Source organism: Occallatibacter sp. (assembly GCF_049582745.1).
In the GTDB taxonomy this organism is placed as follows: Bacteria; Acidobacteriota; Terriglobia; order Terriglobales; family Acidobacteriaceae; genus Telmatobacter.
The window spans coordinates 35,863-49,822 of sequence record NZ_JBAUUO010000166.1 but is presented as its reverse complement, the minus strand read 5'-3'; the positions used below and the strand labels follow the sequence as shown (position 1 = coordinate 49,822).

Sequence of the window (13,960 nt, the reverse complement as noted above, 5' to 3'; positions counted from 1 at the left end):
AACATCAGCGCGGCGTCTTCAACCGCTTGTATTGCTCCCCCGTTAGTTGAAGCCATACGCCTCCGCGCCCGGTCTCCAATCCGTAATCGAGAGCCTGGCGGTCCTGGAGATCGGCAAAATTGCCCACCTTCTCCACAATCGCGCGAATCTTCGCCGGACTGGCGAAGTAAAGACGGCGGGGCAAAGGCGTCTTCAGGTCTTCCTCCAGAAACTGGCACATCCAGTTCGTTCGATACATGTAATACATGTAGATTCGGTGAATCTCGGGCGAGCGGCACTTCGCACACAACCGCTCGCCGGGTGTCGGAGGCTCATCCGGAATCAGATTTCGGCAGCGAGCGCAGATTTTGCCAGCCAGGCGCATACGGGTCGTTGAAGATCGTTCCCCCATGCGCATCAGTATAAGGAGAATAAAAGGCGAATATATGCACAGTCCGGCTTTTATTTCGTCCGGCTTCCTGGGAGGTGCATTCTGATTCAGGGCGACGCAGCACTGGTAGCCCGATTGCCCGAATAAATGTTACAGCTGTGTTAAATTGAGATTCAAAGGAAGTGGCTCCAAGCCTGCCCGAACCACCCGCCTCCCTGCCATGAATCTCTACCTGATGCGCCATGCCAATGCTGGAGTTCCCCGCGAGAGCGCTAAGCTCGACGCCAAGCGGGGGCTCGTCGCCGAAGGCAAAGAGCAGTGCATGATCATGGGGCGCATGCTCGGCGCCCTCAAAGTCCAGCCCGATGTCATTGTTTCCAGTCCGCTGAAGCGCGCGCTCCAGACGGCGCAATTCGTCGGTAACGAACTCGGGTATGAAGGCAAGGTCGAAGTGAGTTCGGCGCTCGATCTGGGTGCAACTTATGCCGACTTCCAGAAGCTCCTTGGGAAGTATGCAGACCGGCAGGACGTGCTGCTGGTCGGCCACAATCCGAATCTCTTCCAGTTTCTCGGCCGCCTGATCACCGGCAATGGCGGAGCCGGCGTCCGCATGCGGAAAGGCTGCGTCGCCCGCATCGACATGGAAAAGCACCCGCCTCTGCTGCAGTGGCTGATCGATCCGCGCATGGCCCGCTGGATCTACGCCAGTGTCGCAAAAAGCTCGCGCTCAAAAACCTCGCGGAAGTAGTCAGCCTCCTTCCGCAGCGACCACAATTCCAGCTCCGCACCTGTCCTGCCCGGTTGCAGTTCCAGGTACACGCGCTTGGGATATACCCGCGCCACAACGTCAAGCACGTCGCTCGCCCTGTCCTGGTTGAGCGCGACTGCAAGCCGCAGCAGCACTACCGCGCGCTCCACATGCTTGTGCTCATCCGGCGGGATATTACGCAGGGCGCGATCATCCGGTTGCGGCCGGCTCTTGCCCAGGTAACGCGCAATGGCCGAAACGATCGTTCGCTGCACCTGCGTGTAGCCGTACAACTCCGACATCGACACAATGTATTGCGTGTGCCGATGGTGCCCCTGGTGGTTGATGAATTTGCCGGTATCGCGCAGCACGGCCGCGGCCGCCAGCCAGTCCTCGTATTCCGGGGGAAGGCGATGCAGCGGCTTGAGTTCGCGAAACAACTGCACGACGTGTGCCCGCACCGGCTCCGCGTGCCGCATATCCACGCCGTAACGTCGCGCCGTCGCGATCACAGACTCCCACCGTTCAATTTCGAACTGACGGCGAGCAGCCGCGCGATCATCCTGCGCCGCCAGCATCTGCACAAGGATGCCATCGCGCAACCCCAGCGGCGAATAGCGAAAACCCGCCAGGCTAAAGCTCTCGAGCAACTCGGCAAAAACCTGCGCGCCTGCGGTGATGATCTCCGCCCGCCGCGGGCCGATTCCCGGCACGGCTTCCCTCTCCACCAACGTCATCCGCGAAACTTTTCCAGCCAGCTTGCGAACCATGGCTACCGGCGCGAATCCGCCTGAGGCGATACGAGAAGGTCGCTTTGCCGACTTCGCAGACTTGCCCGATTGGCCAGTGCCGCGGCGCACGCTTCAGCTAAAGCGGCCGCCGTGCCCGAAGTCGCGATCACCAGCGGCACGCGGCCCGGCTGAATCCGCCGATGCGAGCGTCGCAACTCTCGGGCGATCAGCCGCCGCATCCGCGCCAGATCCTCTGGCGGCGCAGGATCGACAGAAAGAAATTCCTCTGTCAAGCGCACCGCACCCAGCGGAACGCTGATCGTCTCCTTGATGCGCTTGTGCTCTGAGAGCGTAATCTCGCAGCTTCCGCCGCCCAGATCGATCAGCAGAACTTTGCCGCCCGTGCCAGGCTCGCCGCTCACAATGCCGCGATGAATCAGACGGCCTTCTTCGAGCCCCGAGATCACTTCCATGTTCCAGCCGGTCTCGGCCTTCACCCACGCGTGAAATGCCGCCGCGTTGCGCGCATCGCGCATCGCCGACGTAGCCACCACGCGAATCTGATCGACGCCATGCGACTGCACCGCGCGCTGAAACCGCTTGAGCGCCCGCAGCGTTGCCGCCATCGCTTCCGGCGAAACCAGTCCGGAAGCGAACACGCTCGCTCCAAGCCGCGTCACCTCGCGATCCTCGTGCAGGGTGCGAAGCTGGTGCGCGACAACTTTCGCAATCTTCAGCCGGCAAGAATTGGATCCGATATCGATAGCCGCAAAGGTGGGCATGAGAAACGAAGGAACCCCACAAGATCGAATTCAGTATCTTGGGCCAAGATACACGACCGCGCCATCGCGACGGAAAGGACAGAAATGCAGAAAGTTGAGATCTGCACTCGATGGGCACTGACCTTGAAGATGACGTTTTTAGAGTTCGGGATGGTGGGGCTCGCAACAGCCCAGATCTGTGTTCCCGAACCTTCAGGCGAGCTTCTTCTCGGTAGCCGCATTCAAGCCATGCTCACCGCGCGCGGGCAGCTTGCTGTCGGCAGGACGCAGAGAATCAGCGCCTTCTGCTCCCTCGCCAAGCATGCGTGCCGTGACGCTGTGAGCGGTCTCGAGCGCCGTTTCGAATGTCTCCCTGGCAAGGCTTTCGAGCAGCTCAGCCAGGAGCTTGCTCCACGCGTGGTGAAGGTGCCCTGCCTCGTACGCCAGGGCCTGCCAGTCGTGCCACTCCCCGATTGCGCCCTGCAGTTTCTTCATCTGCGAGGCGATGCGGGCGCACTTCCGATCGGCGCCGCCGTGCATCTCCGCCAGGTAGCGCACTGTTTTGATACGCTTGCGGAACTCGTGCAGATTCGCTTCATCCAGCACCGAAAACTCCGCCTGTACTCGGCCAAAATGCACGACAAGTTCGTTGGCGATCCCGGTCGCGTCGGCAAGGCCTGCTTCTTCCGGCGCTGCTTCAAGTTTTTCGACTGCCTTGACGAAGCGGTCCCCCTTTTTCTCGATCGCCGCAACCAGCTTTCTCTCGGCAGTTCGCCGTTTCCGTTGCAGCCGGTCTTCCAGACGATCTATCCCGCGCAAGCACTCCTGCATCGAGCGAGGCACATACTCTCCCGAGGCGCCGAGGGATGCACGCAGCCCACGAAGCTTGCCGATCCACACATCGATTTCTCGCACCGGCCCGAGGGCCCGGCGAAGCTTCTCGGCCTGCTTGCCGAATTGGAGCATCGCCTGCGCCTGGTGACTCGCGTGTGGCAGTTCGGAAACATTGCGCTCCAATTCTGCTTGCAGCCGAAGCGTCGCCACCCGCAGCGCATGCACCCGCTTGCGCGTTGGTTTGCTTTCACATCGAGCGAGCAATTCAACCCATGCGGCGAGGCGCTCGTTTAACGTCGCTGCACCTGGCTTGTCCACTTTCGCTCTCAAATTCATCGAACCTTAACCTGCGATGATTTTATGCGCCAAGGCCGCACTGAATTCCCACATTAAGGGCGGTCGTTCACGGATCTTTTGGACCGAAGATGTCGGATGGGGTGTCCGGGCCTAAAGGCCTGTAGCTCTTGCGCATGATTTCAGCAGCCTGAAGGCTGCTGCTCCCTCCGTATTCGCAACCTCCGAGCGCTGATGACGTGGAATCTTCACAGGTGATTTCGCGTTGTGAGATCGTGTTCTACCTCCCACTGTTATCCTTGATTTTCAGGGCTTTACCCCATGGCCATCGCTCAAAACCCGCAAAACCGAGCCGCACAAGGCCCATCAAAGCTCGCCGTTTGGGCATTTTTGGGAGCGATCTTCCTCGCCGTGCAGTTTGCTTCTCTGTTCACTCCGCCGCTGCTTGACGACGTGGATGCATCGCATGCACAGGTTGCGCAGCACATGGACGAAAGCGGCGACTGGGTCACGATGAAGCTCGACGGCATTCGCTACCTCGAGAAGCCGCCGCTGCCCTATTGGCTCGATGCAATCTGCTACTGGATCTTCGGGCAGAACGTCTTCGCCACTCACCTGCCCAATGCTCTGGCGATTCTGGGACTCGCATGGCTGGCGTGGCTGTGGACCTCGCGCGGATGGGGCAAGCGTGCCGGACTGTACGCGGCCCTCGGCGTGCTGACCTCGATTGGGCCGTTTCTGTTTACGCGCTTCGCCATTCCCGAGGCGCTGCTCAGTTTTCTCCTGCTTTACGCCCTATGGGGCCTGATCACCGGACTCGAGAGCCGGCGCCCCGCGCGCATCTACGGCATGTGGGCTGCCCTGGCGCTCGCCACACTCACCAAGGGCCTGATTGCGCCGGTCTTCTTCGCCGCAGCCACGATCCCGCTGCTGATGCTGAGCGGACAGTGGCGCCGCTGGCGCGAGTTGAAACCGGTCACCGGCGTTTTGCTTTTCCTCGCCGTCGCGGCTCCGTGGCACATTCTTTGCGGACTTGCGAACCCTGACCAGGGGCATCCCGTCGGCAATCATCCCACTCCCGGAAACGTGCACGGCTTCTGGTACTTCTACTTCATCAACGAGCACGTTCTGCGCTTCCTGGGCGGCCGATTCCCGCACGACTACAACAAGATGCCTTTCGCCTGGTACTGGCTGGCGCACCTGGTCTGGCTTTTTCCCTGGAGCTTGTTCCTGCCGGCGCTCCTCGTTGTGGCATGGAGAACCCGGCACGCGTGGATGCAGCATCTGCATCGCGACTCCGGCCAGACAGTGGACTTCTATCTCGAACACGCCGTGCGCGAAGACGTGGCAAGCTATGTAGCGCGGCTCAAGTTTCGCGTGCGGTCCACGTGGCTGCTCGCTCTCTTCGCCGGCTTTACGCTCCTGTTTTTCGCCATCTCGACGAATCAGGAATACTACACCTTCCCCGCCTGGACGCCGATGCTGACGCTGATCGCCGTCGTGCTTGCAAATATCGAAGAAGGCGGCGGCCCCGAAGGCCAGAAACCCCTGCTCTCGCAAAAGTGGTTGAGTGGAGCGCAGGCTGTGTTCTCAATCGCCGGGGTGCTGGCGGCGGCTGCGCTCGGCTGGGGCTTGTGGGAGTCGCGCAAGCTGCCGTTCGTCTCCGACATCGGCACATTGCTGGCGCATCGCGACGTGGGTGGATACACGCTCTCCATGTCACACCTCTTCGACCTGACCGGTCCATCATTTGCGGCGTTGCGTCTTCCCGCGATCATCGCGGCCATCGCGCTGCTGATCGGGCCGGCGCTCGGCTGGATGCTGCGCGTGCGGCGCAAACACATGGCCGCCACCGTCAGCATCGCGCTCACTTCCGCTGTCTTTCTTATTGCCGCGCACATTGCTTTCGCACGCTTTGAGCCGATGCTGAGTTCGAAGCAACTGGCTGACACCATCGTCAGCAAAGGATCGCCGTCCGATTCGTTCATCATCTACGGCGATCAGTCGGATGCATCGTCGGTGATTTTCTATACGCACAAATTTCTGCGCAAGCCGGCCTTCATCGTGGTCGAACCTTGCTCGCCGCATGGCAACGGCTCGTCCCTGCTCTGGGGTTCGTGCTATCCCGATGCGCCGCATATCTTCCTCAGCGACGATCAGCTTTCAAAGATGTGGGGCACCGGCGAACGCAAGTGGCTCTTTGCGCAAGACACCAATCAGCCCAAGGCGGAGCAGTTGCTCTCCGGCCGCCTCTACCCCGTGCAGTCCATCGCCGACAAGGCCCTGTGGACCGATCGGCCGCTGAAATAACCGGAATTTCAACTCGACCGTTATGCCCTCGACTTGAGTTCAAGTCGCATAATGGGCCGCGGTGGTGTGCGATGCGTCACCACCTTGAATCCGGCGCGCTTGAATGTGGAAACAAAACCGGTGCTCGATGCGCTCGGCGACAAACTGCGATCAAGTGGATAGGCCTCAAGGGCCGCAGCCCCCGCAGCCTTTGCAATCTTCTCGGCAGCCTGAATGAGCGCTACGGTAATACCGCGCCGGCGATATCCGATGCGCACATAGAAACACGAAATAGACCAAACCGGTCGATCATCAATACGAACCCATGAGCGATCAAGCCACGACAACGCTTCGCGCGGAGTAAGTTGACACCAGCCCACCGCCAGTTTTCCGTCCAATGCAATCAACCCAGGGGGCGGTCCTTTTGCCACGACTCGTTGAAACTCCGCCTTGTTGTTTTCGTGCGGCTGTTTGCGATAGGCACTGCCGATCCGCCAGTACATACACCAGCATCCATTGCATGCGCCTCGCTGGCCGAAGAGATCTTCAAGCGCCGGCCACAGGTTCGGTGTGAGAGGAAGAATACGAAGCTTCGTCGGAGGTTGCGGTGGCTCTGATTTCATGATCGATGTCACGATAAAACTACTCCGCCGCTCGCATCTTCCCGCCCGGCAGCAACTGAAACAGCCGCCCCCGCCACAAAATCCGGCTGCCCATGTAGCTCGCCGCCCAGAAGAAAAATCCCATCAGGTCACGGACGGGATAGAGCACAAGCAAGTTGAACCAACTCGGATCGCGCACCACCATGTGGCCGACCGCAACCGACAACGCCAGCCGCGTCGCAACCGCCCACGCCAGCAGGCCGGCTCCCCACAGCGGATGCCCCAGCAGCAAACCTGCCGCCAGCCCCAGCAGCCCGAATGGCATGCTGAAGGTGAGCGCCGTTCCGAAGTGTCCCTTAGGCCGCGAGAACCGCGTCGACTTCATCCAGCGCACCTGGTGCTTCAGCGAAGCCATCAAGCTGAGGTTGATCACGATGTGATCGATGGCATGATGGCCCAGCACAACCGTCTGCCCCAGCTTGTAGGTCTCGTTGCCCAGAACAAAATCGTCCGCGCAATAATCTGCCGTGACCTTGAACCCGCCCATCTGGCGGATCGCATCGCGCCGGAATGCCATTGTCGGCCCGAGCACGAACTGCATCCCCTCCATCATGCGCGCCACCAGCACCCCGGCCGTCATTTCAACGCTCATGCCCACCGCTTCAAGCCGCGCCCACAGGCCGCCACAGGCCGCGATGCCGCGATACACGCAGCACATGGCACCGACTTGCACGTCGGCAAACGGCAGCGCCACGGCTCGCAGATAATCGGGCGTAACGCGCACGTCGCTGTCGCTGATAACGAGGATGTCGTGGGTCGCGGATTTCTCCATCAACTCCATCGAAGCGACTTTTGCATTGATATAAGGAGGCTCGCCTGTCGAAAGAAATTTCACAGGAACTTGCGCATAGCGCGCTGCCACGCGACGAGCAATCTCCAACCCTGCATCATCAGGCTGGCGCGCGCAAAACAGAATTTCAAACGTGGGATAATCCTGCGCGAAAAAACTTGCCAGGTGCGCTTCCAAATCAGGCTCCGCACCCGCGAGCGGCTTGAGCAACGTGAGCGGCGGCGAAAAGCCGGGGCGCTTGCGAAGCTCAACCTCGGCAGTCCGGCGCTCGCGCAGAAACCGCGGCACCGCCGCAAGAACCATCCCCGTAAAGACGCTGGAAGTTATAAGCCCGAAGACGGCGATCGCTAGGAAGACGTAACCCATGCAGACTAAGAATACGCGCCGACACGGTCAGGATTTGCGCCCCTGCGCAGGCTTGATCACCACCGCCGGCTTCCGCATCGGCACAATCGCGCTGGCCGAACCGGGCCCACCCTGTTGAAACCGCGTCAGCATCTCGCTGCGCACATACTCCACAAAGTTCTGCATCTGCCGGTTCATCTCTTCCATGCGCTCGCGCATCTGCAGGATGATCGCAATCCCCGCGATATTGACGCCGAGATCGCGCGCGAGATTCAGGATGAACTCCAGCCGCTCAAGGTCCTCATCCGTATAAAGCCGCGTGTTGCCCTCTGTGCGCGAGGGCTTCAGCAGGCCCTCACGCTCGTAGAGACGCAGCGTCTGCGGATGAATCTCGAACATCTCGGCCACCGCCGAGATCATGTAAGCGCCTTTGGATTTTCGCTTTGCGACCATAGTCGGTTCTCAGTTCGTAGTGCAAGTGTCAGTCTTCAGTTTCTCAGGGGCTAAAGCCCAACGGTTTCGCGGCCTTTGCGGCACGACTAAAGTCGTGCCCTGACGCTTCGTGCCTTTGGTCCTTGTCCCTAGTTCCTAGTCCCTGGTCTGTGCTCTTTACAGCTTCTCGAACAATGCGACTCGCGGATCCTGGGTATTCAGCTTGGCCAGTTCGCGCATGATCTCGCGACTGCGCTCGTCGTTCAGCTTCGGGATCACCACTTCCACGGTTACAATCTGGTCGCCGCGCTGGCCCGGATGCGAGGCGCTCTCTACGCCGCGCTCGCGCATGCGCAGCTTCTGCCCGTTCTGGGTGCCCGGCGGAATCTTCAACTGCGCGCGCCCATCGATCGTCGGCACTTCGATTTTTGACCCCAGCGAAGCCTCCGCAATCGTCACCGGCACGGTGAGCTGGATATCGTCGCCTACCCGCGTGAAGACGGGATGCGTTCCCGTCCGCACAATCACGTAGAGGTCGCCCGCCGCGCCGCCGTGCACTCCGGCGTTTCCCTTCCCCTGCAGCCGAATCCGCTGCCCATCGCGCGTGCCCGGCTTGATGCGAAATTCAACCGTTTCCGTTTTGCTCACGGTGCCTTCTCCATGGCACGTCGGGCAATCGCTGGTCACGCGTCCCGATCCGCCGCAGCGAGGACAGGGGATGTTGAACTTCATGCGCCCGCCCATCTGCGTCACCTGGCCTGAGCCATTGCATTCGGGACACGTCATCGGGCCGCCCGTCTGCGCCATCCCGTGACACGTGGGGCACGTCTCCTGCCGGTTCACCTGGATGCGCGCCTGCCCGCCGCGAATCGCAGCCCAGAAGTCAATCGTCGCCTGGTATTCCAGATCGGTTCCCGGCTGCGGTCCGTGCGGACGCTGTTGCTGCTGCTGCGCTCCAGTGAAGATGCCGGAGAAAATGTCCTTGAAGCTTCCCCACGACGAGGAGCCTGCGCCGGGTTGAGGCCCCGGATGTCCGCCTCCCTGGAATCCCGAGAAGTCGAAACCGCCGAAATCCACCGGAACCCGGCCTTCGCGCTGCTGGCGCGCATAGGCCTCTGCCTGCGCCGGGTCGATCTGGTCGGAATAGAAGCCAAGCTGGTCGTAAACCTTCCGCTTCTTCTCGTCGCTCAGCACATCGTTGGCTTCAGAGATCTCCTTGAACTTCTCCTCAGCCTTCTTGTCGTTGGGATTGACGTCGGGATGATATTTGCGCGCAGCTTTGCGGAAGGCTTTTCGAATTTCCTCCGGCGTCGCCGTCTTCTTGACGCCCAGCATCGCGTAATAGTCTTTTTGGGTCGTTGTGGCCATTTGGATTATTTACTCGAACTCCGATCCGGACGAACGATCTTCCGGTTTATGCGGCCACTTCGAAACGCTCAATCTTTGGCCGTTTCCTTCGCGATGCCTGCCACATGTCGTAACCCATCTGCAGTTCGTACCACAGGCTTTCATGTGTACCCAGAGCGGCAGACAAGCGAATCGACATCTCCGCGGAGATGCCTGCTGCACCGTTCAAAATGCGCGAAAGGGTTGTCCGCGAAACATGTAGCTTCTTTGCCGCGGTTGTCACATCCATATCGCCAAGCGCGTCGCGGAGTACCCTTCCGGGATGAGGCGGATTGAACATTCTCTGCATGAGACCTCCTAGTGGTAGTCCTGGTAGTCGACCAGAACTGCATCTCCCTTGTCGAAGGCAAAGGTCAAACGCCAGTTTCCGCTGACCTTGACTGCCCATTGGCCCTTAAGATCGCCCGTCAATTTGTGCAATCCCCAGCCAGGCATATTCATGTCTGCAGGTAATTTTGCAAAGTCGAGCAACTGGAGCCGGTTTGCGAGCCTCGCCGCGTGGGCCGGGAGTATGCCGGACTTACTACCCGTTTTGAAAAACCGTTCAATACCCGCGTGTCGGAAGCTCTTGATCACGTGTTAAGTGTAGCGCATCACGCATCAAAGGGCAATGTAGCTCTATTCAATACCGTCATCACCTGCTGAAGTCCCATCGGATTTCAATCGCCTTCATAACTCTTCAGCCAATAAATCGGGGTGAACGACTCAACCATCGCCCACCCCGGTGATTTGCTAACTTCCCTAACACTCGCTTGAGCGAAACTAACTCCGCGAACTCCGCTTACTTTTTGTCCTCGACGTCGACGTACTCGGCATCGATCACGCCTTCGTCCTTCTTCTGCTCGGTGCCCGGCGTTCCATCGGCCTGCGCCGTTGGAGTGCCTTGTCCCGCAGCCGCCGCGTTGGCCTTGTAGAGGACCTCGGCGAGCTTGTGGCTTGCCTGGGTCAGCTTGTCGTTTGCAGCGCGCATCTCTGCGACACTCGGCGAACCCTCCAGCGTCTTTTTGGCCTCAGCCAGCGCTGACTCCACATCAGTCTTATCGGCAGCCTGCACCTTTTCGCCGGACTCTTTCAGCATCTTCTCGATGTTGTACACCAGTCCGTCGAGAGCGTTGCGGGCTTCGACTTCTTCGCGCTTCTCCTTGTCCTCGGCCGCATGCGCCTCGGCGTCCTTCGCCATCCGCTCGACCTCTTCCTTCGAGAGTCCGGAACTGGACGTTATCGTGATGCGCGTGTCTTTGCCGGTGGCAACGTCCTTGGCGTTTACATTCAGAATGCCGTTGGCATCGATGTCGAATGTGACCTCGATCTGCGGGATGCCACGCGGCGCCGGAGGAATGCCCGCCAGCTTGAACTTGCCCAGGGTGCGATTCTGCCCCGCCATCGGCCGCTCGCCCTGCAGGACATGAACCTCAACCTCTGTCTGCGAATCTGCCGCCGTCGAAAACGTCTCAGTCTTCTTCGTCGGAATGGTTGTATTGCGCGGAATCATCGGCGTGGCCACGCCGCCCAGCGTTTCGATCGCGAGGGTCAGCGGCGTTACGTCGAGCAGCAACAGGTCCTTCACTTCGCCTGCCAGCACACCGGCTTGCACGGCGGCACCCACCGCGACCACTTCGTCAGGGTTCACGCCGCGATGAGGCTCGCGTCCGAAGAGGCTCTTCACCAGCTCCTGGATCTTCGGCATGCGTGTCTGGCCGCCGACGAGCACCACTTCATCGATGTCATTCGCCGTCACATTCGCGTCAGCCATTGCCTTCTTGCAGGGTTCAAGTGAGCGCTCAATCAGGTCGGCAACCAGTTGCTCCAGCTTGGCGCGCGTCAACTTGCGCACCAGGTGCTTCGGCCCGGTCGCGTCCGCGGTGATGAAGGGCAGATTGATCTCGGTCTCGACAGTCGTCGAAAGCTCGATCTTGGCCTTTTCCGCCGCATCCTTCAGGCGCTGCAGCGCCATCTCGTTGCCCTTTGAGGCCAGGTCGAGGCCCTCTTCCTGCTTGAACTCCGCAATCAACCACTCCACAATGCGCTGGTCGAGGTTGTCGCCGCCCAGGTGCGTGTCGCCATTGGTCGACTTCACTTCGATGACGCCTTCGCCGACTTCCAGAATGGAAATATCAAAGGTACCGCCGCCGAAGTCATAAACCGCAATGGTCTCGTCCTTCTTCTTGTCGAGCCCGTAGGCCAAGGCGGCCGCCGTCGGCTCGTTCACAATGCGCTTGACGTCGAGACCGGCAATCTTGCCCGCGTCCTTGGTCGCCTGGCGCTGCGCGTCGTTGAAGTATGCCGGGACCGTGATCACGGCCTGCGTGACCGTCTCGCCCAGGTAGGCTTCCGCGCTCTTCTTCAGTTTTTGCAGAATCATCGCCGAGATCTCGGGCGGGGTATATTCCTTGCCCTGCGCCACGACAGCGATGTGGTCGCCCTGCTGGACGACCTTATAAGGGACCATCTTCATCTCGTCCGTCACTTCGTTGTAGCGACGGCCCATGAAGCGCTTGATCGAGAAGATCGTGTTCTCGGGGTTGGTGATGGCCTGTCGCTTAGCCACCTGGCCCACCAGGCGCTCGCCGCTCTTTGAAAAGGCGACGATCGAGGGGGTAGTGCGCGCACCCTCTTCATTTGCAATCACTTTCGGTTCACCGCCCTCAAGGACGGCTACGCACGAGTTGGTCGTGCCAAGATCAATTCCAATGATTTTTGCCATAGTTGGTTTCCTGCCTCAGGGATAAGAGAAATTTCAATGTCACTAGATAAGATGCACTATGAGTGAATTAGTGTCAACTTTTATTGATAATGATTTTGTAAGGCAGACCGATCTGGATCGCCAAAGTGCCAATCTGGCATCCCGCTCCACATTCGATCCCTTGGATGCGTCCCACGCTGTGTGACGATCGACCTTGCCGCCAATTGCGGACCAAATTAGTCTGTGTTTATATTCAATATGCGACAGTTTTGGTCGTATACTTAAAGATTGAGGTTGCACGTGGTCCGATCCTTCCTCCAATTCCTCAGGACAACTGCCGGATTCTTACCCGCCATTCTCCTCGGTTTTGCCTACATTCCGGTCGCGCAAGGCCAGGAAAAGCCCTACTTTGTCACCTATTCCCACGACCTGGAGGAGCCGGGAAACCTCGAAATCGAGACCAAAACCGCCCTCGCCCAGCCGAACCAGAGCCACCGCTACGGCGCTACGGCCAGTGAACTCGAATACGGCACCCGCGCCTGGTGGACGACGGAACTCTATCTGGACGGGCAGGCTACCGCCCAGGATTCCACCATCTTCACCGGGTTCCGCATCGAAAACCGCTTCCGCCCCCTGATGCGCGAACACCTGATTAATCCTGTCCTCTATGTCGAGTACGAAAACATCTCCGGAGCCGACAAAACGATCCTCGAAGTGGTCGGGCACGATGGCCAGCCGGACCTGGCTGAACGCAACGGCGAAGCGCGCCGCGAGCACCAGCACGAAGGCGAACTCAAGCTCATCCTCTCCTCGAACCTCAAGGCGTGGAACATCTCGGAAAACTTCATCTCGGAGAAGAACCTCGGCCACGAGCCGTGGGAGTTCGGCTACGCGTTGGGCGCCGCGCGTCCCCTGCGCACCCTCGGGAGCGGCAAACCCTGCGTCTTCTGCCTGGAAAAGTTCATGGCCGGAGCAGAAGCCTACGGCGGCCTCGGCGACACCGATTCGCTCACCTTGCACGACACTTCGCACTACATCGCGCCGATCGTCGGCTGGCAGTTGCCCGTGGGCCGCCTCAGCTTCTCAACGGGCTTCGGCCTGACGTCTACCAGTCTCGATCGCGTTTATCGCATCGGCTGGGCTTCGGAACTTCCCCAGGTCGGCAACTGGTTCCACAGTCGCAAGGGAGGTGCGCAGTGACGCGGCGTTTCTTCGCAATTCTCTGTCTCACGATCTCTGCCAGCCTGCTTCTCTGCGCGGCAGTCAGCTCTCATTGGAGTCGCGTACCTGAAAAGGATCACATCCGCATCAACCCGCTTGCGACCCATCCCGAATCCGTAGCTGCCGGCGCTCTGGTGTACCGCGACCACTGTGCCCAGTGCCACCGTGCCGATGCCATGGGTGACGGCCACAAGAAGCCGCCCTTGCGCAGCGAGCGCATTCGCTCCGCGACCGACGGCGACCTCGAGTGGTTCCTCCGCCAAGGCGATCTCGGCCACGGAATGCCGTCCTGGTCCAGCCTGCCTGAAGCGCAACGTTGGCAGGTGATCGCTTATCTGCGTTCCATCCAATGAATCCAATTCTCCAGAAACTTGGCCGACCTCGGTGGCCCAC

Annotated in this window: 16 protein-coding genes; 4 read left to right on the top strand and 12 right to left on the bottom strand. The window is 60.0% G+C overall.

Going from position 1 to position 13,960, the window contains the following annotated elements; genetic code table 11:
• Positions 1-4 precede the first annotated feature (4 nt).
• Both WCA10_RS23395 and WCA10_RS23390 read right to left on the bottom strand, forming a co-directional pair.
• Entirely contained in the window at positions 5-247 is a 243-nt protein-coding gene (locus tag WCA10_RS23395) for a hypothetical protein (RefSeq protein ID WP_472824952.1), read from the bottom strand.
• Between the two features lie 64 nt (positions 248-311).
• Positions 312-614 carry a hypothetical protein gene (locus WCA10_RS23390; RefSeq protein ID WP_472824951.1) on the bottom strand — a complete coding sequence of 101 codons (303 nt, stop codon included), beginning with the start codon at positions 612-614 and terminating at the stop codon, positions 312-314.
• Here WCA10_RS23390 and WCA10_RS23385 point away from each other — a divergent pair.
• Positions 606-1,118, top strand: coding sequence for a SixA phosphatase family protein (locus tag WCA10_RS23385; RefSeq protein ID WP_472824950.1), 513 nt, complete (start codon positions 606-608; stop codon positions 1,116-1,118). The two genes, WCA10_RS23390 and WCA10_RS23385, sit on opposite strands and share 9 nt — an antisense overlap.
• Here the strand turns inward: WCA10_RS23385 and WCA10_RS23380 are convergent.
• The 3 genes from WCA10_RS23380 to WCA10_RS23370 form a co-directional block, all read right to left on the bottom strand.
• Positions 1,070-1,855: a Ppx/GppA phosphatase family protein gene (locus WCA10_RS23380; RefSeq protein WP_472824949.1), complete on the bottom strand. Its 786-nt coding sequence runs from the start codon at positions 1,853-1,855 to the stop codon at positions 1,070-1,072. The genes WCA10_RS23385 and WCA10_RS23380 overlap by 49 nt on opposite strands.
• A 35-nt stretch (positions 1,856-1,890) precedes the next feature.
• Positions 1,891-2,631 carry a Ppx/GppA phosphatase family protein gene (locus tag WCA10_RS23375; RefSeq protein WP_472824948.1) on the bottom strand — a complete coding sequence of 247 codons (741 nt, stop codon included), beginning with the start codon at positions 2,629-2,631 and terminating at the stop codon, positions 1,891-1,893.
• Positions 2,632-2,823: 192 nt separating this feature from the next.
• Positions 2,824-3,780, bottom strand: coding sequence for a CHAD domain-containing protein (locus WCA10_RS23370; RefSeq protein WP_472824947.1), 957 nt, complete (start codon positions 3,778-3,780; stop codon positions 2,824-2,826).
• A gap of 279 nt (positions 3,781-4,059) precedes the next feature.
• Between WCA10_RS23370 and WCA10_RS23365 the strand changes: the two genes are divergently transcribed.
• Positions 4,060-6,048 carry an ArnT family glycosyltransferase gene (locus WCA10_RS23365; RefSeq protein ID WP_472824946.1) on the top strand — a complete coding sequence of 663 codons (1,989 nt, stop codon included), beginning with the start codon at positions 4,060-4,062 and terminating at the stop codon, positions 6,046-6,048.
• A gap of 20 nt (positions 6,049-6,068) precedes the next feature.
• Here WCA10_RS23365 and WCA10_RS23360 read toward each other — a convergent pair whose 3' ends face one another.
• From WCA10_RS23360 to dnaK, 7 genes are all read right to left on the bottom strand, one after another.
• Positions 6,069-6,662, bottom strand: coding sequence for a GNAT family N-acetyltransferase (locus WCA10_RS23360; protein ID WP_472824945.1), 594 nt, complete (start codon positions 6,660-6,662; stop codon positions 6,069-6,071).
• A gap of 7 nt (positions 6,663-6,669) precedes the next feature.
• Entirely contained in the window at positions 6,670-7,845 is a 1,176-nt protein-coding gene (locus tag WCA10_RS23355; protein ID WP_472824944.1) for a glycosyltransferase, read from the bottom strand.
• Between the two features lie 27 nt (positions 7,846-7,872).
• A complete protein-coding gene (locus WCA10_RS23350) occupies positions 7,873-8,277 on the bottom strand; it encodes a heat shock protein transcriptional repressor HspR (protein ID WP_472824943.1) in 405 nt (134 codons plus the stop codon).
• Positions 8,278-8,433: 156 nt separating this feature from the next.
• Positions 8,434-9,624 (bottom strand): DnaJ C-terminal domain-containing protein, encoded by a 1,191-nt coding sequence (locus WCA10_RS23345; RefSeq protein WP_472824942.1) that lies wholly within the window; start codon positions 9,622-9,624, stop codon positions 8,434-8,436.
• Positions 9,625-9,670: 46 nt separating this feature from the next.
• Entirely contained in the window at positions 9,671-9,952 is a 282-nt protein-coding gene (locus WCA10_RS23340; RefSeq protein ID WP_472824941.1) for a HigA family addiction module antitoxin, read from the bottom strand.
• A gap of 8 nt (positions 9,953-9,960) precedes the next feature.
• Complete coding sequence (locus tag WCA10_RS23335; protein WP_472824940.1) at positions 9,961-10,239, bottom strand: type II toxin-antitoxin system RelE/ParE family toxin; 279 nt, start codon at positions 10,237-10,239, stop codon at positions 9,961-9,963.
• A gap of 205 nt (positions 10,240-10,444) precedes the next feature.
• Positions 10,445-12,367, bottom strand: a complete 1,923-nt coding sequence (gene dnaK / locus WCA10_RS23330) for a molecular chaperone DnaK (RefSeq protein WP_472824939.1) — start codon at positions 12,365-12,367, stop codon at positions 10,445-10,447.
• Between the two features lie 279 nt (positions 12,368-12,646).
• Here dnaK and WCA10_RS23325 point away from each other — a divergent pair, with 279 nt between their 5' ends.
• Together WCA10_RS23325 and WCA10_RS23320 are read left to right on the top strand one after the other, a co-directional pair.
• Positions 12,647-13,546, top strand: a complete 900-nt coding sequence (locus tag WCA10_RS23325) for a hypothetical protein (RefSeq protein WP_472824938.1) — start codon at positions 12,647-12,649, stop codon at positions 13,544-13,546.
• Positions 13,543-13,920 (top strand): c-type cytochrome, encoded by a 378-nt coding sequence (locus tag WCA10_RS23320; RefSeq protein ID WP_472824937.1) that lies wholly within the window; start codon positions 13,543-13,545, stop codon positions 13,918-13,920. Before WCA10_RS23325 ends, WCA10_RS23320 begins: the two co-directional genes overlap by 4 nt.
• The last annotated feature ends 40 nt before the right edge of the window (positions 13,921-13,960 follow it).

Bases quoted from the DNA above. Each gene is read 5' to 3' on its own strand.
- WCA10_RS23395 (WP_472824952.1), bottom strand. From the start codon at position 247: ATGTATTACATGTATCGAACGAACTGGATGTGCCAGTTTCTGGAGGAA.
- WCA10_RS23385 (WP_472824950.1), top strand. From the start codon at position 606: ATGCGCCATGCCAATGCTGGAGTTCCCCGCGAGAGCGCTAAGCTCGAC.
- WCA10_RS23390 (WP_472824951.1), bottom strand. From the start codon at position 614: ATGGCGCATCAGGTAGAGATTCATGGCAGGGAGGCGGGTGGTTCGGGC.
- WCA10_RS23380 (WP_472824949.1), bottom strand. From the start codon at position 1,855: ATGACGTTGGTGGAGAGGGAAGCCGTGCCGGGAATCGGCCCGCGGCGG.
- WCA10_RS23375 (WP_472824948.1), bottom strand. From the start codon at position 2,631: ATGCCCACCTTTGCGGCTATCGATATCGGATCCAATTCTTGCCGGCTG.
- WCA10_RS23370 (WP_472824947.1), bottom strand. From the start codon at position 3,780: ATGAATTTGAGAGCGAAAGTGGACAAGCCAGGTGCAGCGACGTTAAAC.
- WCA10_RS23365 (WP_472824946.1), top strand. From the start codon at position 4,060: ATGGCCATCGCTCAAAACCCGCAAAACCGAGCCGCACAAGGCCCATCA.
- WCA10_RS23355 (WP_472824944.1), bottom strand. From the start codon at position 7,845: ATGGGTTACGTCTTCCTAGCGATCGCCGTCTTCGGGCTTATAACTTCC.
- WCA10_RS23350 (WP_472824943.1), bottom strand. From the start codon at position 8,277: ATGGTCGCAAAGCGAAAATCCAAAGGCGCTTACATGATCTCGGCGGTG.
- WCA10_RS23345 (WP_472824942.1), bottom strand. From the start codon at position 9,624: ATGGCCACAACGACCCAAAAAGACTATTACGCGATGCTGGGCGTCAAG.
- WCA10_RS23340 (WP_472824941.1), bottom strand. From the start codon at position 9,952: ATGCAGAGAATGTTCAATCCGCCTCATCCCGGAAGGGTACTCCGCGAC.
- dnaK (WP_472824939.1), bottom strand. From the start codon at position 12,367: ATGGCAAAAATCATTGGAATTGATCTTGGCACGACCAACTCGTGCGTA.